At 70.9% G+C, this 26,089-nt stretch carries 25 protein-coding genes; 22 read left to right on the forward strand and 3 right to left on the reverse strand.

What is annotated here, in order from left to right; all coding sequences use genetic code 11:
- Positions 1–61: 61 nt before the first annotated feature.
- From ACFZDE_RS12485 to ACFZDE_RS12505, 5 genes are all read left to right on the forward strand, one after another.
- A complete protein-coding gene (locus tag ACFZDE_RS12485; RefSeq protein WP_391199680.1) occupies positions 62–2,788 on the forward strand; it encodes a LuxR C-terminal-related transcriptional regulator in 2,727 nt (908 codons plus the stop codon).
- A 48-nt stretch (positions 2,789–2,836) separates the two neighbouring features.
- Positions 2,837–3,736 (forward strand): anti-sigma factor RsbA family regulatory protein, encoded by a 900-nt coding sequence (locus ACFZDE_RS12490; protein ID WP_390993631.1) that lies wholly within the window; start codon positions 2,837–2,839, stop codon positions 3,734–3,736.
- An 80-nt stretch (positions 3,737–3,816) separates the two neighbouring features.
- Positions 3,817–4,299 carry an ATP-binding protein gene (locus ACFZDE_RS12495; RefSeq protein WP_390993632.1) on the forward strand — a complete coding sequence of 161 codons (483 nt, stop codon included), beginning with the start codon at positions 3,817–3,819 and terminating at the stop codon, positions 4,297–4,299.
- A gap of 124 nt (positions 4,300–4,423) precedes the next feature.
- Positions 4,424–5,728, forward strand: coding sequence for an Nramp family divalent metal transporter (locus ACFZDE_RS12500; protein ID WP_391199682.1), 1,305 nt, complete (start codon positions 4,424–4,426; stop codon positions 5,726–5,728).
- A gap of 17 nt (positions 5,729–5,745) precedes the next feature.
- Positions 5,746–6,213: a hypothetical protein gene (locus tag ACFZDE_RS12505; protein ID WP_391199683.1), complete on the forward strand. Its 468-nt coding sequence runs from the start codon at positions 5,746–5,748 to the stop codon at positions 6,211–6,213.
- A gap of 6 nt (positions 6,214–6,219) precedes the next feature.
- On the opposite strand, the gene ACFZDE_RS12510 is transcribed toward ACFZDE_RS12505, so the two are convergent.
- Positions 6,220–7,908 (reverse strand): glycosyl hydrolase family 18 protein, encoded by a 1,689-nt coding sequence (locus ACFZDE_RS12510; protein ID WP_391199685.1) that lies wholly within the window; start codon positions 7,906–7,908, stop codon positions 6,220–6,222.
- A gap of 316 nt (positions 7,909–8,224) precedes the next feature.
- On the opposite strand from ACFZDE_RS12510, the gene ACFZDE_RS12515 reads away from it, so the two are divergent.
- From ACFZDE_RS12515 to ACFZDE_RS12590, 16 genes are all read left to right on the forward strand, one after another.
- Positions 8,225–9,058 carry a hypothetical protein gene (locus tag ACFZDE_RS12515; RefSeq protein ID WP_390993949.1) on the forward strand — a complete coding sequence of 278 codons (834 nt, stop codon included), beginning with the start codon at positions 8,225–8,227 and terminating at the stop codon, positions 9,056–9,058.
- 70 nt (positions 9,059–9,128) lie between these two features.
- Positions 9,129–9,836 (forward strand): Flp pilus assembly protein CpaB, encoded by a 708-nt coding sequence (gene cpaB / locus ACFZDE_RS12520; protein WP_391199686.1) that lies wholly within the window; start codon positions 9,129–9,131, stop codon positions 9,834–9,836.
- Positions 9,837–9,845: 9 nt separating this feature from the next.
- A complete protein-coding gene (locus tag ACFZDE_RS12525) occupies positions 9,846–11,078 on the forward strand; it encodes an AAA family ATPase (protein WP_390993637.1) in 1,233 nt (410 codons plus the stop codon).
- A gap of 53 nt (positions 11,079–11,131) precedes the next feature.
- A complete protein-coding gene (locus tag ACFZDE_RS12530; protein ID WP_391199919.1) occupies positions 11,132–11,458 on the forward strand; it encodes a pilus assembly protein in 327 nt (108 codons plus the stop codon).
- The gene (locus ACFZDE_RS12535) at positions 11,458–11,814 is read left to right on the forward strand and encodes a TadE/TadG family type IV pilus assembly protein (RefSeq protein ID WP_390993638.1); all 357 of its coding nucleotides are present in this window, start codon (positions 11,458–11,460) and stop codon (positions 11,812–11,814) included. The genes ACFZDE_RS12530 and ACFZDE_RS12535 overlap by 1 nt, the downstream gene beginning before the upstream one ends.
- Positions 11,815–11,839: 25 nt before the next feature.
- Positions 11,840–13,177 (forward strand): ATPase, T2SS/T4P/T4SS family, encoded by a 1,338-nt coding sequence (locus ACFZDE_RS12540; protein WP_391199688.1) that lies wholly within the window; start codon positions 11,840–11,842, stop codon positions 13,175–13,177.
- 9 nt (positions 13,178–13,186) lie between these two features.
- A complete protein-coding gene (locus ACFZDE_RS12545; protein WP_391199690.1) occupies positions 13,187–14,131 on the forward strand; it encodes a type II secretion system F family protein in 945 nt (314 codons plus the stop codon).
- A gap of 16 nt (positions 14,132–14,147) precedes the next feature.
- Positions 14,148–15,035 carry a DUF5936 domain-containing protein gene (locus ACFZDE_RS12550; RefSeq protein WP_390993641.1) on the forward strand — a complete coding sequence of 296 codons (888 nt, stop codon included), beginning with the start codon at positions 14,148–14,150 and terminating at the stop codon, positions 15,033–15,035.
- A 623-nt stretch (positions 15,036–15,658) separates the two neighbouring features.
- Positions 15,659–16,852 (forward strand): histidine kinase, encoded by a 1,194-nt coding sequence (locus tag ACFZDE_RS12555; protein ID WP_391199692.1) that lies wholly within the window; start codon positions 15,659–15,661, stop codon positions 16,850–16,852.
- A 38-nt stretch (positions 16,853–16,890) separates the two neighbouring features.
- The gene (locus ACFZDE_RS12560) at positions 16,891–17,853 is read left to right on the forward strand and encodes a response regulator (RefSeq protein ID WP_391199694.1); all 963 of its coding nucleotides are present in this window, start codon (positions 16,891–16,893) and stop codon (positions 17,851–17,853) included.
- Between the two features lie 138 nt (positions 17,854–17,991).
- Complete coding sequence (locus ACFZDE_RS12565) at positions 17,992–18,222, forward strand: Flp family type IVb pilin (protein ID WP_391199695.1); 231 nt, start codon at positions 17,992–17,994, stop codon at positions 18,220–18,222.
- On the forward strand, positions 18,222–18,818 hold the full coding sequence (locus ACFZDE_RS12570) for a pilus assembly protein TadG-related protein (protein WP_391199697.1): 597 nt from the start codon (positions 18,222–18,224) through the stop codon (positions 18,816–18,818). The genes ACFZDE_RS12565 and ACFZDE_RS12570 overlap by 1 nt, the downstream gene beginning before the upstream one ends.
- 34 nt (positions 18,819–18,852) lie before the next feature.
- Positions 18,853–19,437, forward strand: a complete 585-nt coding sequence (locus ACFZDE_RS12575; RefSeq protein WP_391199698.1) for a hypothetical protein — start codon at positions 18,853–18,855, stop codon at positions 19,435–19,437.
- An 11-nt stretch (positions 19,438–19,448) separates the two neighbouring features.
- A complete protein-coding gene (locus ACFZDE_RS12580; RefSeq protein ID WP_391199921.1) occupies positions 19,449–20,096 on the forward strand; it encodes an OmpA family protein in 648 nt (215 codons plus the stop codon).
- 230 nt (positions 20,097–20,326) lie between these two features.
- Complete coding sequence (locus ACFZDE_RS12585) at positions 20,327–22,780, forward strand: hypothetical protein (RefSeq protein WP_391199700.1); 2,454 nt, start codon at positions 20,327–20,329, stop codon at positions 22,778–22,780.
- Positions 22,781–22,826: 46 nt separating this feature from the next.
- Positions 22,827–23,564: a hypothetical protein gene (locus tag ACFZDE_RS12590; RefSeq protein WP_391199701.1), complete on the forward strand. Its 738-nt coding sequence runs from the start codon at positions 22,827–22,829 to the stop codon at positions 23,562–23,564.
- 471 nt (positions 23,565–24,035) lie between these two features.
- On the opposite strand, the gene ACFZDE_RS12595 is transcribed toward ACFZDE_RS12590, so the two are convergent.
- A complete protein-coding gene (locus ACFZDE_RS12595; RefSeq protein WP_391199703.1) occupies positions 24,036–24,230 on the reverse strand; it encodes a hypothetical protein in 195 nt (64 codons plus the stop codon).
- A gap of 10 nt (positions 24,231–24,240) precedes the next feature.
- Positions 24,241–25,092 (reverse strand): Scr1 family TA system antitoxin-like transcriptional regulator, encoded by an 852-nt coding sequence (locus ACFZDE_RS12600; RefSeq protein ID WP_391199704.1) that lies wholly within the window; start codon positions 25,090–25,092, stop codon positions 24,241–24,243.
- Positions 25,093–25,374: 282 nt separating this feature from the next.
- On the opposite strand from ACFZDE_RS12600, the gene ACFZDE_RS12605 reads away from it, so the two are divergent.
- A complete protein-coding gene (locus tag ACFZDE_RS12605) occupies positions 25,375–25,875 on the forward strand; it encodes an ATP-binding protein (RefSeq protein WP_391199705.1) in 501 nt (166 codons plus the stop codon).
- Positions 25,876–26,089 lie beyond the last annotated feature (214 nt).

The raw sequence follows: 26,089 nt of genomic DNA on the forward strand, positions 1-26,089 counted from the left end.
GCAAGGGGAGCCGGAGTGTCCGGATCCCCGGACCCCCACCCCTTCAGAGGACTGGCTGATCATGGGCGGATCAGCGCCACGACGGGATCACCACCTGCCGGCCGAGACGACCAGCTTCGTCGACCGGCGTGGCGAACTGACCCAGGGCCGCGAACTGCTGGCCCGCGCACGGCTGGTGACGCTGACCGGACCGGGCGGCGTCGGCAAGACCCGGCTCGCCGCGCGCATCGCGGCCCGGGTGCGGCGGGCCTTCCCGGACGGCGTGCGCTTCGTGCACCTGTCCGGACTGCACGACCCGGCCCTCGTGCCGCTGGCCGCCGCCGACGCGCTGGGCCTGCACGACCGCTCCGCCCAGCCGGCCCTGGACGCCCTCGTCGAGCAGGTGCGCGACCGGCGGCTGCTGCTCGTCGTCGACAACTGCGAGCACCTGGCGGCTGCCTGCGCCCGGCTCGCCGCGGCCCTGCTGCACGGCACCGGGGGCGTCCGGATCCTCGCCACCAGCCGGCACCGGCTCGGCCTCACCGAGGAACACCTGCTGGAGGTACGGCCGCTGCCGGTGCCCGACCCGGACGCCGACCTGTCCGCCGCCGACGGCTACCCGGCCCTCACCCTCTTCGCCGACCGGGCCGCCGCCGTCGTCCCCGGCTTCCGCCTCACCCCCGCCAACCGCGCCTCCGTCGCCCGGCTGTGCCACCGCCTGGACGGCCTGCCCCTGGCCATCGAACTCGCCGCCGTCCGCATGCGCGTCCTCGACGTCGACCAGCTGCTCGACCGCCTCGGCGACCGCTACCGCTTCCTCACCACCGGCAGCCCCGCGGCCCTGCCCCGCCACCAGACCCTGCGCGCGGCGGTCGCCTGGAGCCACGACCTGTGCACCCTCCCCGAACAGACGGTCTGGTCCCGCCTGTCGGTCCTGGCGGGCAGCTTCGACCTGGAAACGGCGGAGGCGGTGTGCGCGGACGCGACACCGGAGGACGGGGGGCACCTCGTTCCCGGCCCGCACCCGACCGCCCACCCGCACCCGGCCGCCCACCCGCACCCGACCGCCCAGCCGCCGCTGCCGCCTCTGCCGACGGACGGGCTTTCCGCGGGTGGCGGCGCCGGAAGTGGTGCCGAGGCGTGCGGTGGGGCAACGGAGGGCGCCGCTGCGGGTGTCGCGCCGGCCGGCGGATCCAACGCGAGTGCCGGGCCGGTCGGCGGGCCCGGGGCGTGCGCCGGGCGGGTCGGCGGGTCCGGTGCGTGCTTCGGGCCGGTGAGCGGTCCCGGTCCACGCGTCCGGCCCAGCCACGGGTCCGGCGCCCGCGCCCACCCCGTGGCGGCGCCCGCCCAGGGCGCCGTCGCCCTGCTTCCGTCCCCGGGCCTGCGCGCCGACGACGTGCTGGAAGCCGTCGCCGGGCTGGTGGACAAGTCCGTGCTGTGCCGGGAGCCCGGACCCGGTGGGGTGCGGTACCGCTTGCTCGACACGCTGCGGCAGTACGGGCTGGAGCAGTTGAGGCGGGTGCCGGGGGAGGAGGAGGCCGCCCGGCGGCGGCAGCGTGACTGGATGCTGCGGCGCGCCCAGGAGTGCGAACACGGCTGGTTCGGACCCGGGCAGCCGGAGACCGCCGCCCGGCTGCGCGCCGACCGGGACAACCTGCGCGCCGCCCTCGACTTCAGCCTCTCCGACCCCGGCGAGACCCTCGCGGGACTGCGTCTCGCCGGCACACTCTGGTTCCACTGGCACGCCTGCGGCGCCGCCCGGGAAGGCCTGTACTGGCTCGACCGGGCCCTGACCGCCGCCCCCGAGCCGACCCGGGAACGGGCCCGCGGCCTGTGGGTCGCCGGGCTGCTCGCCGCCGCCACCCGGGACTTCCCCCGGGGCCACCGCCACGCCACCGAGTCCCTCGCCCTGGCCCGTACCCTCGGCGACGACGCCGAGGCCGCGCACGCCGAGTACGTCATCGGCGTCATCCGGCTGTTCGGCGACGATCTGCCCGGCGCGCTGCGGCACTTCGAGACCACCGTCGCCCGCGGCCCCGTACCCGGCCAGCATCTCAGCCTCGCCGGCCTCGACCAGGTCGAACTCGCCTGCGCGCTGGGCTACCTGGGCGAGGCGGAGCGGGCCGTCGAGGTCTGCGAACAGGCCCTCGCGGTGTGCGAACGGCACGGCGAGCAATGGGTCAGGTCCTATGTGCTGCGCATACTCGCCCTCGCCCACGCCGTACGCCGCGACTGGCCCCGGGCCGAACGCCACGGCCGCGAGGCCCTGCGGCTGAAACACGCCGTCCACGACGTCATCGGCATCGCCCTCACCCTCGACCTGCTCGCGTCGATCGCCGCCGAACGCGGCGCCCACGAGCACGCCGCCCTGCTGCTCGGCGGCGCCGACCGCGTCTGGGCCGACATCGACACCGGCCGCTGGGGCTCCCACACCCTCAACTCCGTACGCCGGGACAGCGAGGAGCGGGCGGCCCGGGCCCTCGGACGCGAGGCCTTCGAACGGGCCCACCGGCGGGGCCACGCCCTCGGCCTCGCGGACCTGGTCGGCCACGCCCTCCACGAGCCGGGCCGCCCCCACCCCCCGGATGCCACCGCCGCCCCACCCCCGTACGACGACACCACCGTCCGGCTGACCCGCCGCGAGACCGAGGTCGCCCGGCTGGTCGCCGAGGGGCTCGCCAACCAGCAGATCGCGGACCGCCTGGTGATCGCCCGCCGCACCGCCGAAGGCCATGTGGAACGCATCCTCAGCAAGCTCGGCTTCAGCAACCGCAGCCAGATCGCCGCCTGGATGACGGCACAACGCTGACCCCACACACCCCCACCCACACCCGCACTCGCACCCCGAGGGGAACACGTGACCACCGCGGAACACCGCCCGTTCGATCACCGCATGGCCGTCTTCGACTCCGACGACGGCTTCCTGACCGCCGCCCTGCCCTTCCTCGGCGAGGGCCTCGGCGCCTCCGGCGAGCCGCCGCCGGTGGCCATCGCCGCCCCGCACCACCTCGACCTCCTGCGCGATGCCCTCGGCTCCGACGCGAAGGACGTCACCTGCATCCCGCACACCGAGTGGTACACCGGCTCGGCCGCCAACGCCATCGCCCAAGCCGCGGCGTACCTCACCGCGCACGCCGGCCCCGGCGGCGGCCTCCACCTCGTCATGGAGCCGGTGTGGGGCGGGCGCGCCGGACGCTCGGCCCGCGAGACCACCGAGTGGATCCGCTACGAGGCCCTCGCCAACCTCCTCTTCGCCCCCATGGCCACGACCGCCCTGTGCGCCTACGACACCCGCACCGCGGGGCCCGCCGTGGTCGCCGCGGCCCGCCGCACCCACCCCGACACGGAGGTCTACGCCGACCCGCTGCGGCTCGTCGCGGAACTCGACGCCATGCCGCTGCCGTTGCCCCCGGCCGGCGCCCTGTCCCTCGCGGAACCGCACGCCGCGACCGTGCACAGCTGGGCGGTGGGGCGGGGACTGCCCGCCGCGGACGCCGAGCTGTTCGCCGCCGCCGTGACGGAGACGGCCGCCGCCCTCGCGCCCCTCGGCGGAGAACTCCTGCTGTGGGGCGAGGCCCCCGCCTGCGTCGCCGAACTGCGCTCGGCACGCCGGCTCGACGACCCCCTCGCCGGTTTCGTGCCGCCGGCCGACGGCCCGGACCCGGGCCCGGGGCTGTGGTACGCGCGTCAGGTCTGCGCGTACGTGGACGTCCGCGACGACACCGCGGGAGCGACGGTCCGCCTTCAGTACGCATAGCCCCCTACCTGCACAAGCAGGTAGGGGATCAGGTAGTCCTCCCCCTGCGCCGGACCACCCCCGGGGATCACCCTGGAGTCATGCTGCAACTCTCCGGGCGGCACCTCCCGGACCCCGACGCCCACTACGGCCCGTTCCCGCAACCGCCCCTGGGAGCCGGCCATCTGAGTGCGGAGTACGCACCCCGGCCCTCCGCCGTCCGCGAGGCACGCGCGGAGGTCCGCAGGCAGCTGGAGGAATGGGGGCTCGGCGAGGACGGCGAGGTCGCGGACGTGGCCGAACTGCTCGTCGGCGAACTGGCCACCAACGCCCTGGTGCACGCCGGGAGCCCCTTCCGTCTCACCCTCTTCGCCGCGCACGGCATCCTGCGCTGCGAGGTCGCCGACGCCGAACGTCGTGTGCCGCGGGTGGTGGACGCGGGCACCGGGGAGAGCGGCCGGGGAATGTTCCTGGTGGACACGCTCGCCCAGCGCTGGGGCTGCCACCGGGACGGGCCGGGCAAGACCGTGTGGTTCGAGCTCGGCACCTGCGGATCGGACGGCTGCGGTCGGCGACAGCCGTGACGCTCCGCTGGGTTCGGCCATCTCGGCGGCCCGTCCGGCCGCCGGGGGGCCGTTCCCGTCCCATGGAGACGATCCCGCTCAGGCCCTCTTGTCGGGTCCCGGTCTTTGAGGTTTCTTGATCTGTATGGCCGACACCACGGAGCACACCGGTACGCAGCAGCCCCGACCCCGGAAGGCCAGCTGGAAACACATCGGCCCCGGCATCGTCGTCGCGGCGACCGGTGTCGGCGCCGGTGACCTGGTCGCCACGCTGATCGCGGGCAGCAACTTCGGCTACACCCTGCTGTGGGCCGCCGTCCTCGGCTGCCTGGTGAAGATCTCCCTGGCCGAGGCGGCGGGCCGCTGGCACCTGTCCACCGGCCGCACCCTGTTCGACGGCTGGGCGAGCCTGGGCCGCTGGACCACCTGGTTCTTCGCGGTGTACGTCGTCGTCTGGGGCTTCGTCTACGGCGCCGCGGCCATGTCGTCGAGCGCCCTGCCGCTGCAGGCGCTGTTCCCGGACGTGATGGACCTCAAGTGGTGGGGCATCGCCTGCGGTCTGGTCGGCCTGGTCTTCGTCTGGTTCAACAAGTACGCGGTGTTCGAGAAGGTCATGACGATCCTGGTCGGCGTCATGTTCGTGGTGACGGTCTACCTGGCGATCCGGGTCACGCCGAACATCGCCGACGCCTTCGCCGGTCTGCTGCCGGTCCTCCCGGACGAGAAGGACTCGATCCTCAACACCCTGGGCCTGATCGGCGGTGTGGGCGGCACGATCACGCTCGCCGCGTACGGCTACTGGGTCAACGCCAAGGGCTGGACCGACACCGGCTGGATGAAGGTCATGCGGCTGGACAACCGCGTCGCCTACATCACGACCGGCGTCTTCGTCATCGCCATGCTGTTCGTCGGCGCGGAGCTGCTCCACTCGGCGAACGTCGCGATCGCCAGCGGCGACAAGGGCCTGATCCAGCTGGGCGACATCCTGGAGAAGGAGTACGGCTCCGCCACCGCGAAGTTCTTCCTGATCGGCTTCTTCGCCACGTCCTTCACCTCCCTGATCGGCGTCTGGCACGGTGTGAGCCTGATGTTCGCCGACTTCGTGACCCGCCTGAGGGGCACCGGCCAGGCCAGGGGCGAGGAGGTCGCCTCCGGCACCCGCGAGCGCTCCTGGCCGTTTCGCGCGTACCTGCTCTGGCTGACGTTCCCGCCGATGATCCTGCTCTTCGAGGGCCAGCCCTTCCGCCTGATCATCATCTACGGCGTCCTGGGCGCGGCCTTCATGCCGTTCCTGTCGGCCACCCTGATCTGGCTCCTCAACTCCGCCCGCACGCCCCGCGAGTGGCGCAACGGCCCGCTGAGCAACGTCATGCTCGCCGTCGCCGGCCTGCTGTTCCTGATCCTGTGCGTGAAGCAGATCTGGGACCAGCCGTGGGGCGAGTTCTTCTGAGGCGGGACAATGGCCGGATGACCCAGCAGCCGCCACCCGGCCCGGGCTTCGGCCCGCCCCCGCCGCAGTACGCGCCGCCCCCACCCCCGCAGTACGCCCCGGTGGCGCCGCCGTACGCCCCGGCGCCACCGCCGCCCCCCGCACCGTCTCCGTACGCCCCCGCGCCGCCCCCGTACACCCAGGCGCCGCCGCCGCAACCGGCGGCGGGCCCGGACTTCCTGGCCGTGGACAAGCGCAACGCGGTCGTCGTCGACGCCTCGGGCGTGGCCTTCGAGACCTCCGGCCTCACGGTCGAGTTCCGCTGGCCGGAGATCCGCGCCGTGCACTACCGGGCGAGCCCGGACGGCAAGGCGCTGATGGTCGCCGTGGTGCACATGGACGGCCGGTTCTTCGAGTGCGTGGTGCAGGCCAGGCCCAGGGCGCGGCTCCAGGAGTGGTTCCCGCAGCTGGCCTGGGTCCTCGGCCACTACCGCCCGGCGGGATAGGCGCCGCTACGGCAGCCCGTGCACATGCGGCCCCACCGCGTCGGACCACGCGTTGCCGGCCGTCGCGTCCCAGTTGGTCGACCAGGTCATCGCGCCGCGCAGGCCGGGGTACGTCCGGGGCGGCTTGAAGGACCCGCATCCGGTGCCCTTGGCCAGGCAGTCCAGGGCGTTGTTCACCACGGCCGGTGAGACGTAGCCGCTGCCCGCGCCCCGGGTCGAGGCGGGCAGGCCGAGTCCGACCTGGGACGGGGCCAGGCCGCCCTCCAACTGGATGCAGGCCAGGGCCGTCAGGAAGTCCACCGAGCCCTGGCTGTAGACCTTGCCGTCGCAGCCCAGCATGGAACCGCTGTTGTAGTACTGCATGTTGACGACCGTGAGGATGTCCTTGATGTTCAGGGCCGTCCGGAAGTAGGAGTTCGACGTCGACTGCATGTCGATGGTCTGCGGCGCCATGGTGATGATCAGGGACGAGCCGGCCTTCGCCGAGAGCGACCGCAGCGCCTGCGTCATGTAGGTCGCGTCGAGGCCGTTCTCCAGGTCGATGTCGACGCCGTCGAAGCCGTACGTCTGCATCAGCGCGTACACCGAGTTCGCGAAGTTCGCCGCCGAGGCGGAGTCGTTCACGGCCACCGTGCCGCGCTCGCCGCCCACCGAGACGATGACCTTCTTCCCGGCCGCCTGCTTGGCGCGGATGTCCGCCTTGAACTGGTCGACGGTGTAGCCGCCCAGAGCGGCCGAGTCGAGGTTGAAGGTGACCGCGCCCGGCGTCGAGGTCGCGTCCGCGAAGGCGACGGCGATGATGTCGTACTGCGCCTGGACGTCGGCGAGCTTCTGGACCGTCGCCCCGTTGTCGAAGTTCTGCCAGTAGCCGGTCACCGCGTGCTCGGGCAGCGCGGGACCCGGTCCGTTCGGCTTGTTCGTGGTGCCTGTCACCGCCGCCGACTTCGGCGACTCACCGGCGCCGTTCGTCGCGGCGACCTGGAAGGAGTACGACGTCGAGGCCGCGAGCCCGGTCACGGTCGCCGAGGTGCCGGAGACCGCCGTCACCTTGGTGCCGTCGCGGTAGACGGTGTACCCCGTCGCCCCGGAGACGGCGTTCCACGCAAGCGACACCGACGAGGAGGTCGTGCCGGAGACGTTCAGGCCGGCCGGTGCGGACGGGATCGTCGGGCCCGGGTCCGTGCCCCCGCCGCCGTCGGGGCCGACGACCGACACGTCGTCCGCGTAGTACGCCGACTGCCCGTACCAGCCGTGTGTGTACACCGTCACCGAGGTCGTCGAGGAGCCGGTGGTGAAGGTGGTCGACAGCTGCTTCCAGGACGAGGAGTCGGGCGTCCAGGTGGACACGTCCGTCGTGCCCGTGCCGGTGACGCCGAGGTAGGCGTACCCGCCCCGGACCCAGGCGCCCAGCGTGTAGGTGGAGCCGGGCTTCACCCGTACGGTCTGGGCGCACCGGGCGTTGTCCTGCCCGGCGGGGGTCGCCCGCAGCGCGGCGGTGCCGGTGTGCACCGGGGAGGAGACCGTCGTACCGCTGCCCGCCGAGCAGGTCCAGTCGCTCAGGCCCGCTTCGAAGCCGGCGTTCCTGGCGTTGTTGACGTCGGCGGCGCTCGCCTGGCCGACGGTCGTGACAGTGAGGGCCAGGGCAGCCGTGACGGCACCCGACCAGAACCGCAGGGATCGTCTGTGTGGGGACATGACAAGAAAATGGTCCAGACCAAAGCGGCTGTCAAGAGGTCCAGACCAACCGGTCGAACGGTCGGCGGACCACCCGGGCTCGCCGATTCGACCGGCAAGATGCTCAACCTGCCCCGTTTTGACGCATCTTGTGCAACGGCAGTTGTTCCTCACCTACACAAACGCTGTTCTCCGGTCACAGAGCCGTGGATACAGTGCTGAGGTAGTCACGCAGTGAAGTCGACACGGTGCGCCGGAGTGACAGCCGGCGTTCCGCCGGGCATGGGGAAACGGGGAGCTGCGCGTGCCAACTGCCATTGCCGTGACCAGCGCCGACATGGCGCTGCCGCCACAGGACGAACGCACCCTGCCCGCCGTAGTGCTGCGGGACGTCGACCGGCGCCCCCTGGAGCAGACGCTGGCCGAGATGCAGGCGCTGGTCGAGCACCACGGACACGTCATCGTGGTCTGCTCACAGGCCGCGCCCACCGCCGTACGGCGACGGCTGCACACCCTGCGCTCCCTCATGGAGAGCGACCGCATCGCCCTCTTCCTGCCGGACCTGCCGCCCCTCGGACTGGCGGTCCTGGCCCGGCAGTTACGGCAGCTCGCCTCCTGCGACATCAGCCCCGGCGTGCTCGCCTCCGCCGGCCGGCTGCTCGTCCACTACATCCACGCCGGCGCGCTGCTGAACTCCGTCGCCCGACTCGACCGCGTCCCCGTCGGCCTGAAGTCCCACGCCAAGTCCTGGGTGCCCGGCAGCCAGTTCGGCGTCCTGGCCCACCCCGAGCCGCAGCTCGTCAGGATCACCCCCGAAGCCGCCCTCCCCGGGCCCGAGTTCGGCACCTGGATGCTTCTCGCCAAGGGGCAGCTCCAGTCCGACTGGGTCACCGCCACCCTCGCCCCCTCCTGGAAGGTGCAGGGGCTGCGCGAGATCCCGCTCCCCGCCGAGTCGCCCGCCTGGTGGGGCACCGGCAAGCTCATCGAGTTCTGCAGCTACCTGCCCGACCTGTCCGTGCTGTACCAGCTGGTCACCTCCGTCCGGCGCGGCCGGTGCCACTGGTGCGGCATCGACGTCATCGGCGACCGCTGCGTGTTCTGTTCGGCCACGCCACCCGCACACGAAAGCCCGCCCCGCAAGCAGCTCGAGAACCGAACGGCCGTCGGCTGAGGCCGGGCACCGCACGTCAGCACTGTCCCGATCCCGCTCGACCGATATCCCCAACGAGGTTGCACGGTTCATGAACTCCCGTCAGCGCCGCGGCGTGATCCTCCTGCTCCTGTCGATCGTCTGCGCCCTCGGCGCCTTCGCCGGCGTGCTCTCCGTCATCAGCGACGTGAAATCGAAGGTCGGCCCCGAGGTCACCGCCTACCGGCTCACATCCGACGTGCCGCCCTACACCACCCTCACCACCAGCCAGTTCGAGAAGATCGAAATGCCCGAACGATGGCTGTCCGGCAACGCGGTCACCGATCTGCGGGAGATCCAGGACAAGATCGCCGTCACCACGCTCAAGGCCGGATCGCTGCTCCAGTCCGACATGATCGTCCGCCGCCCGGCCCTCCAGCCCGGCCAGCAGGAGGTCGCCATCATGATCGACGCGGCCACCGGCGTGGCCGGCAAGATCACCCCCGGCGCCTCGGTCAACGTCTACGCCACCTTCGAAGGTGCCCGGGAGGGTGATCCCGACCAGTCGAAGATCATCGTCACCGACGCCAAGGTCCTCGACGTCGGACAGATCAGCGCCCTCAAGCCCGACGAGGGCAACCGCACCCAGCAGCCCACCGACGCCGTCCCGATCACGTTCGCACTGTCCGCCATCGACGCGCAGCGCATCACCTACGCCGAGTCGTTCGCCAAGCGCGTCCGGCTCGCCCTCGTCGCGCCCGGCAGCGACACCACCATCCCCGAGCGGGACCGGACGTACGAACTCGCGAAGGACAAGTGAGAGGCTGCCATGCCCACGAGGATCCTCCCGGCAGTCGGTGACGCGGACGCGGTCCGCTCGATCACGACACTGCTCAGCCAGCTCCCGGACGCCGAGCCCGTCGCCCCCGTGGTCGACTCCACCCAGCTCATCGACACCCTCGCGCGCCTGGCCGCCGAGTCCGTCGACGAACTGCCCGAGGTCGTGGTGGTGCACGAGCGGATCGGCCCGGTCCCCGCCCTGGAGCTGATCCGCGAAGTGGCGCTGCGCTTCCCGGCCGTCGGCGTCATCCTCGTCACCTCCGACGCGAGCCCCGGCCTCTTCCAGGCCGCCATGGACTACGGCGCCCGCGGCCTGGTCGCCCTGCCCCTCAGCTACGAGGAACTCGCCAGCCGCGTCCAGGCGGTCGCCCAGTGGTCCGTCGGCGTACGACGCCACCTCGGCGCGGGCGGCGACGTGTTCACCGGCGTCGGCGGCACCGTCGTCACGGTCAGCGGCGCCAAGGGCGGTGTGGGGACCACCCTGACCGCCATCCAGCTCGCCCTGGCCGCCCAGGCCTCCGGCCGCGGCACCGCCCTGCTCGACATGGACCTCCAGACCGGCGACATCGCCTCCTACCTGGACGTCCAGTTCCGCCGCTCGGTCGTCGACCTGGCCGCCATCAACGACATCTCCCCGCGCGTCCTGGCCGACGCGGTCTTCCGCCACGACACCGGCCTCGCCCTGCTGCTCGCCCCCGCCGAAGGGGAACGCGGCGAGGACGTCACCGACCGCGCCGCCCGCCAGATCGTCAGCGCCCTGCGCTCCCGCTACGAGGTCGTCGTCATCGACTGCGGCGCCCAACTCGGCGGCGCGGGGGCGGCGGCCGTGGAGATGGCAGACCGGGCCCTGCTGGTCACCACCCCCGACGTGGTCGCCGTACGGGGCGCCAAACGGGCCGTGCGGATGTGGGACCGGCTCCAGATCCGCAAGGCCGAGGAGACCACCGTCGTCGTCAACCGGCACTCGCGCGCCACGGAGATCCAGCCGCCCCTCATCCAGAAGATCACCGGCACCGCGGTCGCCGCGACCGTCGTCCCCGCCAACTTCAAGGAACTGCAGAGCGTCGTGGACGCGGGCCGGATCCACGAGCTGGAGAGCAAGAGCGCGGTGAAACAGGCCCTGTGGGGGCTGGCGGGGGAGCTGGGCCTGGTCAAGGCAGCCGACGGCGGCCACAAGGGCGGCCGGGGGCCGGTGAGCTTCCGGCGCAGAAGGGAGGGGTGAGGGTGCCTTTACGGGAGCGGGACAAGGGCCAGGTGACGATCGAGTTCCTGGGGATGATGCCGACGATCATCGTGACACTGATCGCCCTGTGGCAGGTCGTCCTCATCGGCTACACCTACACCCTCGCGGGCAACGCGGCGGACGAGGCCGTACGGCAGGGGACGGCGGCGGAGCCGGGTGCGCGGCAGGGCGTGTGCGAGCAGGCGGGCAAGGACAAGCTGTCGGACGCGTGGCGTTCCGGGGCCGAGGTGACCTGCGGCGGCTCGGGCTATGTGACGGCCGACGTGGCCCTGAAGGTCCCGGTCCTCTTCCCCGGCGCCCTGACCTTCGGGTTCACGGTCGAAGGCCACGCCGGGGCGGTCGAGGAGGCGAAACCCTGATGACCGGTGTCCGCAGGGGCCGCGACCGCGGCCAGGTCGCCATCGAGTACATCGGCTTCCTGCCGATCCTGCTGATCGTCGCCCTGGGGGCGGTGCAGCTCGGCCTGATCGCCTACACGGCCCAGCAGGCCGGCACGGCGGCCCGGACCGGGGCGCGCAGCGCGTCGCTGGACGGGCCGCACGAGGCGGACTGCAAGGCCGCGATCAGCAGTTGGCTGGCCGACGGGACGACCTGCCCGGCGTCGTTCGGCGGGGACGAGGTCACCGTCACGGCCACCGTGCGGATCCCGTCCCTCGTGCCGGGCTGGGAGTTCGACCCGGCCGTCAAGACCGCGACGATGCCGCGCGACCACTGAGCGACGAGCGAGGAGCACCGCACTCATGAGCCTGCGAGCACGGATCAACACCCCCGAGGAGAACGGCAACCGGGGCGAGGACGGCCACATGGTCACCTCCTACCGGGCCAAGCTCCTGGAGGAGATCGACCTCGCGGAGATGAGTTCGCTGGCCGCCGCCGAGCGCCGGGCACGGCTGGAGCGGGTCCTCGGGCACATCATCAGCCGCGAGGGCCCGGTGCTGTCGACGGTGGAGCGCGCGCAGCTGATCCGCAGGGTGGTCGACGAGGCGCTCGGCCTCGGCATCCTGGAGCCGCTGCTGGAGGACGCCTCCATCACCGAGATCATGGTCAACGGCCCGGACGCGATCTTCGTGGAGCGCGGCGGCCGGGTCGAGCAACTGCCCCTGCGCTTCGCCTCCAACGACCAGCTCATGCAGACCATCGAGCGGATCGTCTCGACGGTCAACCGCCGCGTCGACGAGTCCAACCCGATGGTGGACGCCCGGCTCCCCTCCGGCGAGCGCGTCAACGTCATCATCCCGCCGCTGTCCCTGACCGGCGCCACCCTCACCATCCGCCGCTTCCCGCGCTCCTTCACCCTCCACGAGCTGATCGGGCTCGGCTCGCTCGACGAGCCCATGCTGTACCTGCTGGCGGGGCTGGTGCAGGCGAAGTTCAACGTCATCGTCTCGGGCGCGACGGGCACGGGGAAGACGACCCTGCTCAACGCGCTCTCCGGGCTGATCCCCGAGGGCGAACGCATCATCACCATCGAGGACTCCGCCGAACTCCAGCTCCAGCAGGCCCACGTCATCCGCCTGGAGTCGCGTCCGCCCAACGTCGAGGGCAAGGGCCAGGTCAGCATCCGCGACCTGGTCCGCAACTCCCTGCGCATGCGCCCGGACCGGATCGTCGTCGGTGAGGTCCGCGGCGGCGAGTCCCTCGACATGCTCCAGGCCATGTCGACCGGCCACGACGGCTCCCTGGCCACCGTCCACGCCAACAGCGCCGAGGACGCGCTGATGAGGCTGCAGACCCTGGCCTCCATGTCGGACGTGGAGATCCCCTTCGTGGCGCTGCACGACCAGATCAACAGCGCGGTCGACGTCATCGTGCAGCTGACCCGGTTCGCGGACGGCGCCCGCCGCATCACCGAGATCGCGCTGATGGACAGCCACGGCAGCGACCCGTACCGCCTGGTCACGGTCGCCCGCTTCCACGCACAGCCCATGACCGCCGACGGCCGCATCCACGGCGCCTTCGAGTACCACCCCCTCCCACGCCGCGCAGCCGACCGCCTCTACATGGCCAACCAGCCCCTCCCGCAGGCCTTCGGCATCGCCCGGTCCGAGGACCAGCTAGCCACCCGAGAAGCCAGGTAGGACCGACCGATGGAACTGCACCAGCTCATCACGCTCACCACCGGCGTCACGCTGCTGACCTGCCTCCTCGCGGTCGTCGGCCTGCACTCCTACACCACCGGCAAGGCACAGCGGCAGGCCCTGGTCGACCGCCTGTCCGCCACCGGCCAGGTCCCGGTGGGCGGCCGGCGCCGCAGCTTCCGCGGAATCGACCGCCGGCTGCGCCGCACCAGGCTCGGCAGGAAGCTGGAGCTGCGGCTCGCGGCGACCGGCCTGGACGTCACCCCGGGCGAGTTCTTCGTCGCCATGCTCGCCACGGTCGCGAGCCTGTGGCTGATCGGCCAGGCGGCCCTGGCCCCGTTCTTCGGCCCGCTGGCCGGCCTGCTCGGCATCGGGGTCGCGGTCCAGTTCCTCAACTGGCAACGCCAGAAACGCATCGAGAAGTTCATCAACCAGCTCCCCGAGATGGCCCGCATCCTCGCCAACGCCACCCAGGCGGGACTGGCCCTGCGCACCGCGATCGGCATGGCGGCCGAGGAGATGGAGGCCCCGGCGGGCGAGGAACTCGCCAAGGTCTCCGCCCAGCTGGCCGTCGGCGCCTCGATGGACGACGCCCTGGGCGAACTGGCCGACCGCCTCCCCTCCCGCGAACTGGTCGTCCTCGTCACCACCCTGGTCCTGTCGAACCGGGCGGGCGGCCAGGTCGTCAGCGCCCTGCGCAACCTGACGGAGACGCTGGAGGAACGCAAGGAGACCCGGCGCGAGGTCCGCACCCAGCTCTCCCAGGTCACCATGACGTCGTACGCCGTCCCCGTCCTGGGCGTCGGCTCGTTGTTCCTGATGAACGGGGTGAAGGACGGCGCCCTGGACCGCATGACCGGCTCCCCCTTCGGCCAGGGGGCGGTCATCATCGCCTTCTCGCTCTACGCCGTCGGCTTCGTCCTCATCCGCCGCCTGTCCCGCATCGACGTCTGAGAGCCAGGAGGCAACCATGGGACTGCTTCTCGCCCTGCTGATGGGCCTCGGGGTCTGGGGCGTCTTCGCCGGCCTGCGCATGTACCGCGCGGAGGCCAAACTGCCCGGCGACCTCGCCCTGGCCCTGGAGGTCGGCTCCACACGCACCGGCGCCGTCGACTCCCTCATCGACCGCATGGGCATGCGCTACGCCCCCGCCGTGCTGCGCCTGATGGGCCCGAAACAGGTCGCCAAGTACCGCCGCAAGATCGACCTCGCGGGCAACCCCGGAGGCCTGACGATCGACCGCTACGCGGCCCGGCGGGCGGTTTACGGGGCTCTCGGCGGGGTGGGCTTCCTGGTCTTCCTGATGCGGGGCCAACTGCTGGTCGCCCTGCTCCTGCTGGCCTTCGGAGCGTTCTGGACGGAGGTCGGCATCTGGTCGGCCATCCGCATCCGCAAGGACGTCATCGAACGGACCCTCCCGGACTTCCTCGACGTCCTCGCCGTCGTGGTGAGCGCGGGCCTCGGCTTCCGCCAGGCGCTGGACCGCGTCTCGTCCCGCTACGAGGGCCCCTGGGCCGACGAACTGCGCATCACCCTGCGCCAGATGGACCTCGGCATGAGCCGCCGCCAGGCCTTCGCGGAACTGCGCCGCCGCAACGACTCCGAACAGGTGGCGATGTTCGTGACGGCGCTCCAGCAGGGCGAGGAACTGGGCGCGCCGATCGTCGACACGCTCGTCTCCCTCGCGAAGGACATGCGCCGCACGGACGCGCAGAACGCCCGCCGCAAGGCCGCCCGGGCCGTTCCCAAGGCCACGATGATGATCACGACCTTCATGGTCCCGGCCACGATGCTCCTGCTCGGCGCGGGCCTGATCCTCGGCTCGGGCACGGACTTCGGTTCGGTGACGGGCAAGTAGGGGAGGGCGACGGTATGGCGATGACAGGGGAACGCCCGGGCCTGCTGGGACGCCGCCGGGCCGCGCGAAACCCGGAGATCACGACGCCCCCGGCGGGCACGGTGCTGTCCCCGCACATCCGCACGGGGGCGCCGGACGTCCCGGTGACATCGGCGACACCCGCGCTGCCGCCGGGGTGGGAGGCGGCCGGGGGACCGACGCCGCGGGGTGAGGGGGGCGGAGGGGAGCCGTGGGAGCCGGTCGGGCCCGACGGCGACGGCAGTGGGGGCGGTGGCGGGGGCGGTGGTGCGGGCGGTGGTGGGAGTGGTGGTGCGGGCGGTGGTGCGGGCGGTGGTGGGGGTGTTCCGGCCGAAGCCCCGATCGCCGCCGCAGGTCCGTCGGGTGCTGCGAACCCGGCAACCCCCGCCGCAAGCAGTGGCGGTGCAACGCCCCCGGCGATCCCGGCCGCAAGCAGTGGCGGTGCAACGCCCCCAGCGATCCCCGCCGTACGCCAGGACGGCGCCCCGAACCCGGCAACCCCCGCCGCACGCCAGGACGGCGCCCCAAACCCGGCAACCCCCGCCGCGGGCCCGGGCGCTGCCGCGAAGCCCGCGATCGACCTTCAGGTCAACGCGCTGCAAGCCATGTGCCGTCAGGTCTTCGGTTTCCGTCTGGCGATGATCGCCCTGGCCACCCCCACCGCCCTGGTCAACGCCAACGACGGCGTGCCCACCCGCCTCGTCGGCGCGGCCGTGGTCGTCACGTTCATGACCTCCTACGTCCTCTTCAGGGACTGGGAACGCTTCGGCCCCCTCCTCCTGCGCCACCCCTCCCTCCTCGCCGCTGACACCGTCTTCGGCGCCCTGCTCCTCATCGCCGCAGGCCCCGACAGCACCCTCGCCTACGTCAGCGTCTGCACCCCCCTGCTGGCAGGCCTGGTCTACGGCTGGCGCGGCGCGGCCGTCTTCGCCTCCCTCCAGGCCCTGCTGCTGCTCCTGATCCACGCGGCACAGGAGGACCCGGCCCCCGGCATCACCGAGTCGGCGCTCCTGCCCGGCCTCTGTGTCATCGCCGGAGCCGTCGGCTCCAGCCTGCGCAACCTCATGCTCCGCTTCGGCGCGGCCACCCAGGCCCTCACGGCCGTCCAGGCCCGCCTCGCCGTGACGGAAGCGGTCAGTGCCGAGCGAGCCCGCCTGGCCCGCGAGATGCACGACTCCGTCGCCAAGACCCTGCACGGCGTGGCCCTGGCCGCCGACGGCCTGACCACCTCGACCGACGCCGACCGCATGGACCCGGCCCTGGTGAGGAGGCAGGCGGCGCTCGTCGCCCGTTCGGCCCGCCGGGCCGCCGCCGAATCCCGCGAACTCCTGGCCGACCTGCGCCGCGAGTCGGACCCGGCGCAGGCCACCGACGTCCTGGTCGAACTGGCCGCCCGCACCCGTGACTTCAGCGCCCGCACCGGTCTCCCGGCGGCCTACCGCCCGACCGGCGCCCACGCCGTGCCGCCCGTCCCCCCGGCGGTGGCCCGTCAGCTCCTCACCATCGCCTCGGAGGCCATGGAGAACGCCCACCGGCACGCCCACCCGACCCGCGTCGACGTCAGCGCGGGCGTCCACGGTGACCTGCTCCGCATCAGCGTGTACGACGACGGCCGCGGCCTCCCGCCCGGTACCAGCCTCGAACAACTGCGCCGCGCGGGCCACTTCGGCCTGGTCGGCATGGTCGAACGCGCCGCCTCGGTCGGCGCCCGTATCCGCATCGGCCGCGGCGGCCATCCCCGGGGCACGGAGGTCCGCCTGGAACTCCCCCTGGCCGCCCTGACCACCCCCGCCGCATAACCCCACGACCCGCCCCACGACCCGAGAGGAGGCCCCCGATGCCGGACCAGACGCCCCAGCCCCCCGGCGCCCCGCAGCCGCCACCGGACCATCCGTTCGCCGACCTCCCACAACCGGCGCGGCCGGCCCGTCGGCTCCGGGTCGTCGTGGCGGACGACAACCCGGTCGTCCGCGCCGGCCTCACCGCGCTGCTCTCCGGCCGCCCGGACATCGAGGTCGTGGCGGAGGCCGCCGACGGACGCCAGGCCTACGAGGCCGCCCACCAACACCGCCCGGACGTCGTCCTCCTCGACGTCCGCATGCCCGGCGTGGACGGCATCTCGGCGCTCCCGTACCTGGTGGGGATCGCGCCGGTGATGATGCTGACGTACAGCAGGGAGTCGGAGATCGTCCAGGAGGCCCTGCGCCGGGGGGCGGGCGGCTACCTGGTCCACGGCGAGTTCACGGCGGACCAGTTGGTGGACGCCGTACGGGACATCAAGGAGGGCCGGGCCCACTTCACTCCCACGGCGGCGGGCGCCCTCCTGGCCCAACTCCGCCAGAACCGGGCCCCGGCGCCACCCCTCCCGGACGGCCTGGGCGGGCCGTTGAGTGCGACTGCATACGGAATTTCCACGTCCGCACAGTCGCATATGAACCCTCAACAACCACCTCCATCAGCCCATTCGGAGTCCTGGAGGGCGCAACCCACACCCACTTCCCCCGAAGTGCTTTCGCATATGCAACCACATATGGGACAGTCGTCGTCTGAGTGGACGAGCAGCGGCCGCCCGGCCGCTCCCGACAGGTCGCGGTTCCAACTGAGCACGAGGGAGGCGGAGATCATGGACCTCATCGCGTCCGGCATGAACAACCAGCAGATCGCCGCCACGTGCTTCATCAGCGAGAAGACCGTCAAGAACCACATCAACCGCATCTTCGCCAAGCTCCACAGCACCAGCCGCTCCGAGGCCGCCGCGAAGTGGCTCGGCACGGCGCCGGACGGGCGTGACCTCCGGTGACGCACCCGGTGCACAACGGACTCCCGAGCCCGCCGGATTGGGCCCGGATTTGGGCCCAGGGACCCTCTGCCGGACAGCTCCTCCCGCCGTACGTTCCCCATGCCGAAGGCGACACAGCCGAACCCGGAGGGGAACACCATGAGCGACCTGATGCTGAAGACCGCCGTCGCGACCAAGGTCCGCGTGAACGGCTGGAAGAACACAACAACCGAAGCGATGCGCCGCCGCACCGGCGACAGCGGCCAGACGGCGGTCGAGTACCTGGGCATCATCGCGGTGGTGGTGGCGATCGTGCTGGCGATTACGGGGACGAACATCGGCCAGACGATCCTCAACAAGATCCAGGAGAAGATCAACGAAATTACCTGATGCACACCCGCAGGTACGGCGACGCAGGGCAGGCCTTCCCCATCTACATCACGATGGTGGCAGGCCTGCTCTTCCTTGCGTTGGCGTACTTTGCGGTTGGCCAGGCCGCGGTGAATCGGAACGGTGCTCAGACGGCCGCCGATGCGGCCGCGCTCGCGGCAGCCCAGGACACTCGGGACAAGCTCGCAGACGAGTGGCTTGCGAAGGTGCTCGACCCAGCCACGTGGGATGACATCTTCAACGGGCGTGACGCGGCACTCGACGGGTGCGGACGAGCGAACCAACTTGCGGTGCAGAACGACGCCGAAGTGCGGAGCTGTGGGCAGGGCCCGCAACTCTTGAGTTACAGAGTTGACGTCCAGTCCAGTGAATCCGTTGGGGACTCCATCGTCCCCGGCACGGAGAACCAGCACGCCGAAGCCTCCGCGATAGCTGTGATCGAATCGCGTTGCAGTTTCGAGTTTCCTTTGGGGAATGCCCCAGCGGATGCGCTGCCCACCCTGGACTGCGAGGGCCAGAAGTGGGTCCTGAAGCCCGATGATCTGACCGATCTCCCAGCGCCCGAGGACCTCTTCGACGTCCACCTGGCCGACTGACTAGCGAACGACGAGTGATGAAGGAAGCCTACAGATGAGCATTCGGTTCACTGGGAACGCCCGCAGGGGGATCGTCGCGTTGACCGTAGTGGCCGGACTGGCCCTCGGGGCAGCCAGTTGCGGCGGGGGTGGTGACAGTGAAGACAAGAAGCCGAACTCCTCGGCTTCCGCTTCCAAGGGAGGCGGATCCCAGCCGAGTGCTCAGGAAGGGCAGTCCGAGGCACCCTTGGCCGAACTCAAAGGAACAGACGGCATTCTCCTCCAGGTCACTTCCGCGGCAAGGGACGCGGGCGGCTTCTTCACGGTGAGCGGGAACCTCAAGAACGATGGAGCGAAATCAGTCGTCATCCCCTCCCAGATGAGTGGCGACGAAACGGAAGTCATCAAGCATGGGCCTTCCCTCGGGGGTGCAACTCTCGTGGATTCGAAGGGGAAGAAGCGCTACTACGTGCTCCGCGACACGGACGGACGGCCCTTGACGACAACCGGCTTCGGAACGCTCAAAGCGGGCCAGACTCTTCCGGTATTCATGCAATTCCCCGCACCACCCACCAGTACGACGGACGTAACCCTGCAACTGCCGACATTCTCCAGCGGCACCATCAAGATCTCCGGGTGAGGTCGGCCATGATGACCCCCACCCGCACCCGAAGGGCGACTCCGCGTCTCGCCCTGGTCCTCACCGCCGCCGGCCTCATGGTCGCCACGAACATCTACGGCGCCGTCTCGGCCCACGCCGACGAAACCCCCGGCGTGCCCCCCGGCACGGAGGCATCCGCCTCAGCCCCCGTAGAGGTCGACCCGAACGACCCCGACCTAAAGCTCCCCGAAGGCGCCACCCTCGCCGAACCCAAGGTGCTCGACATCAAACAGGTCGTCGAAGACCAGAGCGGCGACGAGCGCCGTGAAGACACCAACGCCGACGTCAAGTTCGCCCTCCAGGCCGAGGTCCTCTTCGGCAAGGACAGCGCGAAACTCAGCGGTGAGGCCAAGGCCCGGATCGCCTCGATCGCCGAGGAGATCAAGACGCAGAACGCCACGAAGATCCGCGTCTTCGGCTTCACGGACAACCTCGGCTCCTCCGCCCACGGCGACGTGCTATCCCGCAAACGAGCCGACGCCGTACAGAACGTCCTCGACCAGGAACTGACCGACTCCGACGTCACCTACGAGGTCCGCGGCTACGGCGAGCAGTACCCCATCGCCGACAACTCCTCGGAAACCGGCCGCAAGAAGAACCGCCGGGTCGAGGTCTCCTTCCCGCGCACGGAGAGCTGAACCACCACCGACCGAAACGGGGCCTGTCCTCGCGTCATCGCCGTCGAGGATGGGCGCCGCCCGTTTCCGCGTGCCTCTCAGGTGCAGGGCGGGCATTGAGACGCCCAGCGCACCCCTGTGGCTCAAATGGGCCCAGGGATAGGGCCACGGGCCCATGTGCGAGTGATCTAGTTTCCTTAGCCTCGGCCGGGCGTTCGTCTTGACTGCCGCTCAACGAGTTGAGGTCATGCATGTCCGGTGCCGGTAACCCGATACCCCCGAGCGGGATGTGGGGCGCGCAGAACACCCCCTCCTGGGACCGGCGGTCGCCGTTGCCACGGGAGCTGGGCTGGGCGCAGGTACTGCTGTGGGTGCAGCTCGCGCTGACGGTGTTGTATGTGGCCACCGTGCTGTCGGTGGTGACGTACTACTCCGGGGAGATCTTCGGGATCCTGGTGTACGACTCGCTGCCCAGCCTGGCCGGGGTCTACCTGGCCCGGCGGCTGTGGCAGGGCGGGGTGTGGACGAGCCGCCCACTGATCGCCGTACAGGCGTGGATCGTGTGGCTGTCGCTCGGCACGCTGTTGCACGGTGATCTGAGGGGTATCACGCAGGCGGCGATGCCGGTGGCTGTCATCGTGCTGTTGCGCCGGGCCCGGTCGCGTGAGTGGTTCGAGAGCGCTCCCCAGGACAGGGAGGAGCGGCGGACGTTCAGCCTGGGGAGAATGATCCGCTGGCGGCGGGACGAGGGCCAGACCGCGGTGGAGTACGCGGGGCTCATCGCAGTGGTGGCGGCGATCATCGTCGCGCTGTCGGTGGGCGGCCTCGGCGGGCGCATCGCCGACGGCATCCAGTCGGCGGTCTGCTCGGTGACGGGCACGGCCTGCCCCGCTCCGCAGGGCGATGGTACGGAGACGGGTGCGGCCGGGGACGACGCTGGGCAGCCGGGTGGTTCGGACGCCGGCGCCGACGGCCGCAACGGCGCCGACCCGGATGGCGGCGCGAACGCGGGCGGTGACGCGGCGGCAGACGGTGGTGCCGGCGCGAACGACGAGGCGGATGCCGAAGGCGACCCGGCCACCGAGGGTGGTGCTGGTGGCCAGGAAGGCACGGGCGCCGACGGTGATACGGGCGGCAACGACAGCAGCGGTGGTCTGGCCTGGTCGACTCGGATCATCACCTATGAGGGCGCGGCGGCGAACGACACGGTTCCGCTCGCTCCGGGGCCGTTCGACCAGAGGTCGCTCTGGGACGACGTACATGACCAGGAACGCCACGACAAGACTTTCATGGACCATGTCCGGGGCTTCTTCGTGGCCCCGACAAAGAGCTTCCTGGCCAGCACGATGGACGTCGTCAGCGACCCGGTCGGCTCGATCAAGGACACCTGGAACGGCCTGAAGGGCTACACCACGAACTGGTGGGGCGACAAGGCCGACGAACTGGGCGAGGAGTGGGACAAGGGGAACTACGGCGCCTTCATCGGCAACACCGTTGTCGGCGTCATCGGCATCTTCAGCCCGAAGACCATCACGAAGTTCACCAAGCTCAAGAAGCTGGCCGAGGTCGGTGAATCCCTCGAAAAGGCGGCGGACGCGGCCGAGAAGGCGCGCAAGGCGGCCAGGGCGGGCGACTTCGACGGCGCGAAGAAGGCCGCGGACGAGGCGCAGAGTCACGCCGACGAGGCGCAGAAGAAGGCCGAGAAGAACGGCAGCTGCACGATCGCGATCGGGCGCATTCCGTACAGCGGTGGCGGCGGCCTGCGCGGAGTCCCTGGCACCGGCACAGGCGTCCTGGCGGCCCCGCAGGCCGGCCGGATCGTCGTCGCCGCGGGCGGCAAGGAGTGCACGGGTGACGACGCCGATGATGCACGCCAGGCCCAGCAGGAGGCGCTCGACGCCAGGGCCGAAGCGGCGAAGGCCGCGCTGCGGGAGCGGGGCTCTTCGGTGCCTGAGGACCAGATCGACGGGCTCGTCAACCGCGCCAAGGACCCCCCGGAATCCGGTGAGATCAGCAAGAAGGACGCGGCCGACTCGCTCGACGAGATCACTGACCTCGCACGCCGCGAAAACGTCAACGGCGATGCCGCCGCGGCGCTGGAAGGCAAGGTCGCCAATGCCTCCGACTCCAACAAGCTCGCCGAGGCACGCGCGGAGGTGAACGCCGTACGCCGCGCTGCCGACGACGCGGCGCCCGGAACCCACGTGGACGCCGGAGTCGGAGGCAAGATGAACCGCAAGGAGGCTGACCTGGGCAACGGGGAGAAGGTGAATCTCGACGAGATCCCGGACGCGGACGTGGTCTACAAGGACAAGAACGGCACCGTGCACGTCAAGGAGGTCAAGAACGCCGGCTCGGCCACGCGCAAGGCGGACTTCGCCAATCAGGTCGAGAGGCTCAAGAAGTGGGCGAGCAAGGAGCCGGGCCGCAAGGCCACCGTGGAGATCGAGACAGCGGACCGCTGGACGTCGGTCTTCAGCGAGTTCAAACCCGCCCGGAACGGCAAGCCGGCGAAGGACACCAGGACGGCGGCCGGTGAGATGGCCAAGAACCGTGTGGACGTGAAGGTGGCGGGCCAGGGTCTGTCCGCCGACCAGCTCGGCAGGATGCAGCGTTCCATCGACGAGCGGACGGCGAACGGCACGATGGACTGGTCGAAGATGAAGGACCCGGACAGCGCAAAGGCGTACCTGGGCATTGAATGAGACGAACAAGTGGACGACAGCCACGAATCGTGGCAGGACGGCGGAGATGAGCGAGTCGGACGCGGAGTTGAGTGCCGAAGAGATGTGGGATCCGCAGGTCGCGCGATGGCGTGATCCGGAGGGTGACTACGTTCTGCCCCGCGCCCTTCGGTCCTTGCCACAGCCTTGGGACGAGGGCGACTGGGGTCGGATCGGGGACCTGCCGCGCACCGATGAGCGGGTGGCGGAGGCTCGGCAGGTGGTGACCGAGCTGCTGGAGGACCCGGAGTTGGCGCCGGATGTGCCTCAGCCGCCGTCTCCGGGCCTGTTGTGGCACGTGTGGGAGGAGTTCCACCAGGCGGTGGGGAGGAGGATGCCCTGCACGAGCCAGGTGACGTGGGCCGGTGTGGACGAGCTGGTGCGCGAGTGGCGGGGACGGGAGAGGCTGTACCCGCTTCAGCGGCATGTCGTTGAGCACGCCGAAGCGGCGATACTCGCCATGATCCCGCGGCTGCGGGACGACATCGCCGACTCGGTGTTCCGCTGGCTGGCCCTGGACTCCGACCCCGGCCGTTTCGCCGACTGGGCGGTGGATACGGCCGAGCGCTGCGTGATCGAGGACATCGGCGCGGACTCTGCCATCGAGCTGTTGGGCGCGATGGGGAGCGTTGAGGCCAGGGCGGCTCTGGATCGCCTGTCGGTGAAGCCGGGCGGTCCGGCGAGTTGGGACAACGCGGAGGCGGCACAGGGGAAGCTCTTCGATCTGGGGACGGAGAGGCGGAGCGGCAGTAGGCCCGGAAGCTGAAGGAAAGGGCGAGTAGCCTCTCCTGCCCTACCTGTACAAGAGCTTCCCTGCACGTGGGGCTCCGGCTTCCGGTGGCCGCAGGAGTTGCCCGAGACTGGCGAAAACCGTGGGTCTGCGAAATGGAGCGGTGCACGCGCACTGATCGCAGGGCGGCCCGGGACGGTGATAGGCAGATTCGTTCCCGGTCCGGAGTATGTGACCAGGTGTTTTCCGTGCCTGCAATGGAACGGGCCTGCCAATCTCGTGGCGCATCCACCGCTCGACTTCGAAGAGCCTGATGGGCTGGTCCCGGCCAGGCCGGGAGGAACGAGAGGCGGCGGAGGCAGGAGATGCTGCGGTGCCTCTCCGAGACCGCGGAGCGCGGCGATTCCTGCAGCCGCGACACTCGCGTCGCGGGGCGGGCAGGCCAGGCGGGCCCTCGGCGGACGGCTCCGCCAAGGGGGCGACCGACAGGCCACGCCCGCGGGCGCCCTACAGGAGGTGGTCGGCCTTGCCCGCCTTGATGTCCCGGATGAGCGTCCGGAGGGCATCGCGGCTGTCGGTCAGATGGTGCTCCTCCTGCCCGGCGACGGCGATATAGGCGTTGCCTTGCGCGTCGGTGCCTATGCGAAAGCAGTTGTTTCCCTCACCGCAGAAGGGCTCTTCCCAGGTGATGCCGGGTGTCATGGTGGCTCCCTCAGAGTTCGCGGGCGATGTTGCGGATGAGGTCGCGGGAGGCTGCTGAACTCAGCGCCGCGTCGTCCATCCAGTCCAGATGGGCACGGTACTTCGTGAGCTGGGCCTCCGCGCCGGTGAATTCCGGCCCGTGGGCGGAGTCCAGTTGCACGGTGTCCAGCTGGGGTACGGCCCCTTCGGCGTACAGCAGTGCGTGTCCGGCCCCTGGAAAGCCGCTCACGCTCGTCGGAACGACTCGCACATTGACGCTCTCGCGCTCGGACTGCGCGGCCAGGTGCTCCAGCTGTCGCCGGGTCGCCTCAGTGTCGCCGTAAGGCATGCGCAGCGCGGCCTCGTGGACGTAGGCGACGTACGGAAGCGGCACGGCCCGGTCGAACACCTGCTGCCGCTCCATACGATGGGCCACTCGCAACTCGACTTCGAGTCGACTCAGCCGGGGGAGTACGGCAACGAAGACGGCGCGGGCATACTCCTCGGTCTGCAGCAGCCCCGGTACGTGCATGACCTGAGCCGTCCGCACGCGCGTGGCATGCCACTCCAACTCGGCGATGTCCAGCAGTCCGGCGGGCAGCGTGCCTCGGTACTGTTCCCACCACCCCCGCTCCTTGCCCTCGGCCATGGAGACCAGCACTGAGACGTAAGTCTCGTCCGTACAGGCATAGTTACAGGAAAGCGTGCGGATGCGTTCCGCCGAGAACGGCCGGATTCCCGACTCCATGTTGGACAGCCGTGTCCGGTCGATGCCGAGCAGGCCGGCGGCGTACTCCGTGGTGACACCCGCCGCGAGCCGCATCCTGCGCAGCTCCGCGCCCAGTCGCTTCTGCCGCTCCGTCGGCGTGCTTCTCGTCCCCATACCGCCCCTTCGTCACCGTGTGAGCTTCAGTCTGCCGGTGGGTCGCGCCTCCGTCTCACCACAGATAGGGGTAATTATCTCTGAATCATTGGACACGGTGACTCCACAATGCCTACGGTCAGTGACAGGTCGATCACACCGCCCCGCCTCACCGGAAGCGCATCGCGTGAGCCCGCCCGCAATCTCCTGCCCTGGGAGGGCTTGGCTCGCGTCAGGGAGACAGGCCACCGCTCGGAGTCGGAGTTCCTCACCATCCACCTGTACGCCAAGGGAGTTGCCGCCATGCCCGCACCCTTCACGACCTGCCCGTCTCCGTCCGCCACGGACACGGACCTGCCACCCAACCGCCCCACCCCCGAAACCCTCGCCTACAGCTTCACCCTCCCCGCGGCCCCGCAGAGCCCGTTCATCGCACGCGCCGCAACCAGAACGGTCCTGCGAGCCCACTCCCTCGACGACGTGACGGACGCGGCGGTCCAGGTGGTGAGTGAACTGGCTTCCTGCGCCTGCCGTTTCACCCCCGCCGCCGAGGTCTACGTGTCGCTCCGCTACCGGGACGGCGACCTGCGCGTGATCCTCTACGACGGCCATCCCCGCCATCTCAACCCCCGCCTCGCCGCGGCCTGCGAGTCCCGTCGCCGAGCCACCTTGCGGGTCTTGTCCTGCGTGGTGAAGTCCTGCCGCGGAGACTGGGGATTCGACGAGGCCCGCGAACCGGGCGGCGGCACCCGGATGTGGGCGGTACTGCCGAGGGAGAGCGCGAGGTCGTACCTGTGCGGCTGACTCGTTCCACGCCGCCGCAGGGGGCGAGCCGGAGTGGCGGATCGACCTGGCCGCCGCCTTGGACGCCCGATGGGGCCCGCACGCCACCGTGTCCATGGAGGGGTGCGCCGATGCCTTCATGGATCCGAACGGCGACGACCTCCCGCCCTTCTTCCGGCACCTCTGCGAGAGCGGATACTTCGGCGACCTCCTGAACTGGCGGGTCGGCGACCGT

Source organism: Streptomyces sp. NPDC007929 (genome assembly GCF_042959065.1).
GTDB lineage: Bacteria > Actinomycetota > Actinomycetes > Streptomycetales > Streptomycetaceae > Streptomyces.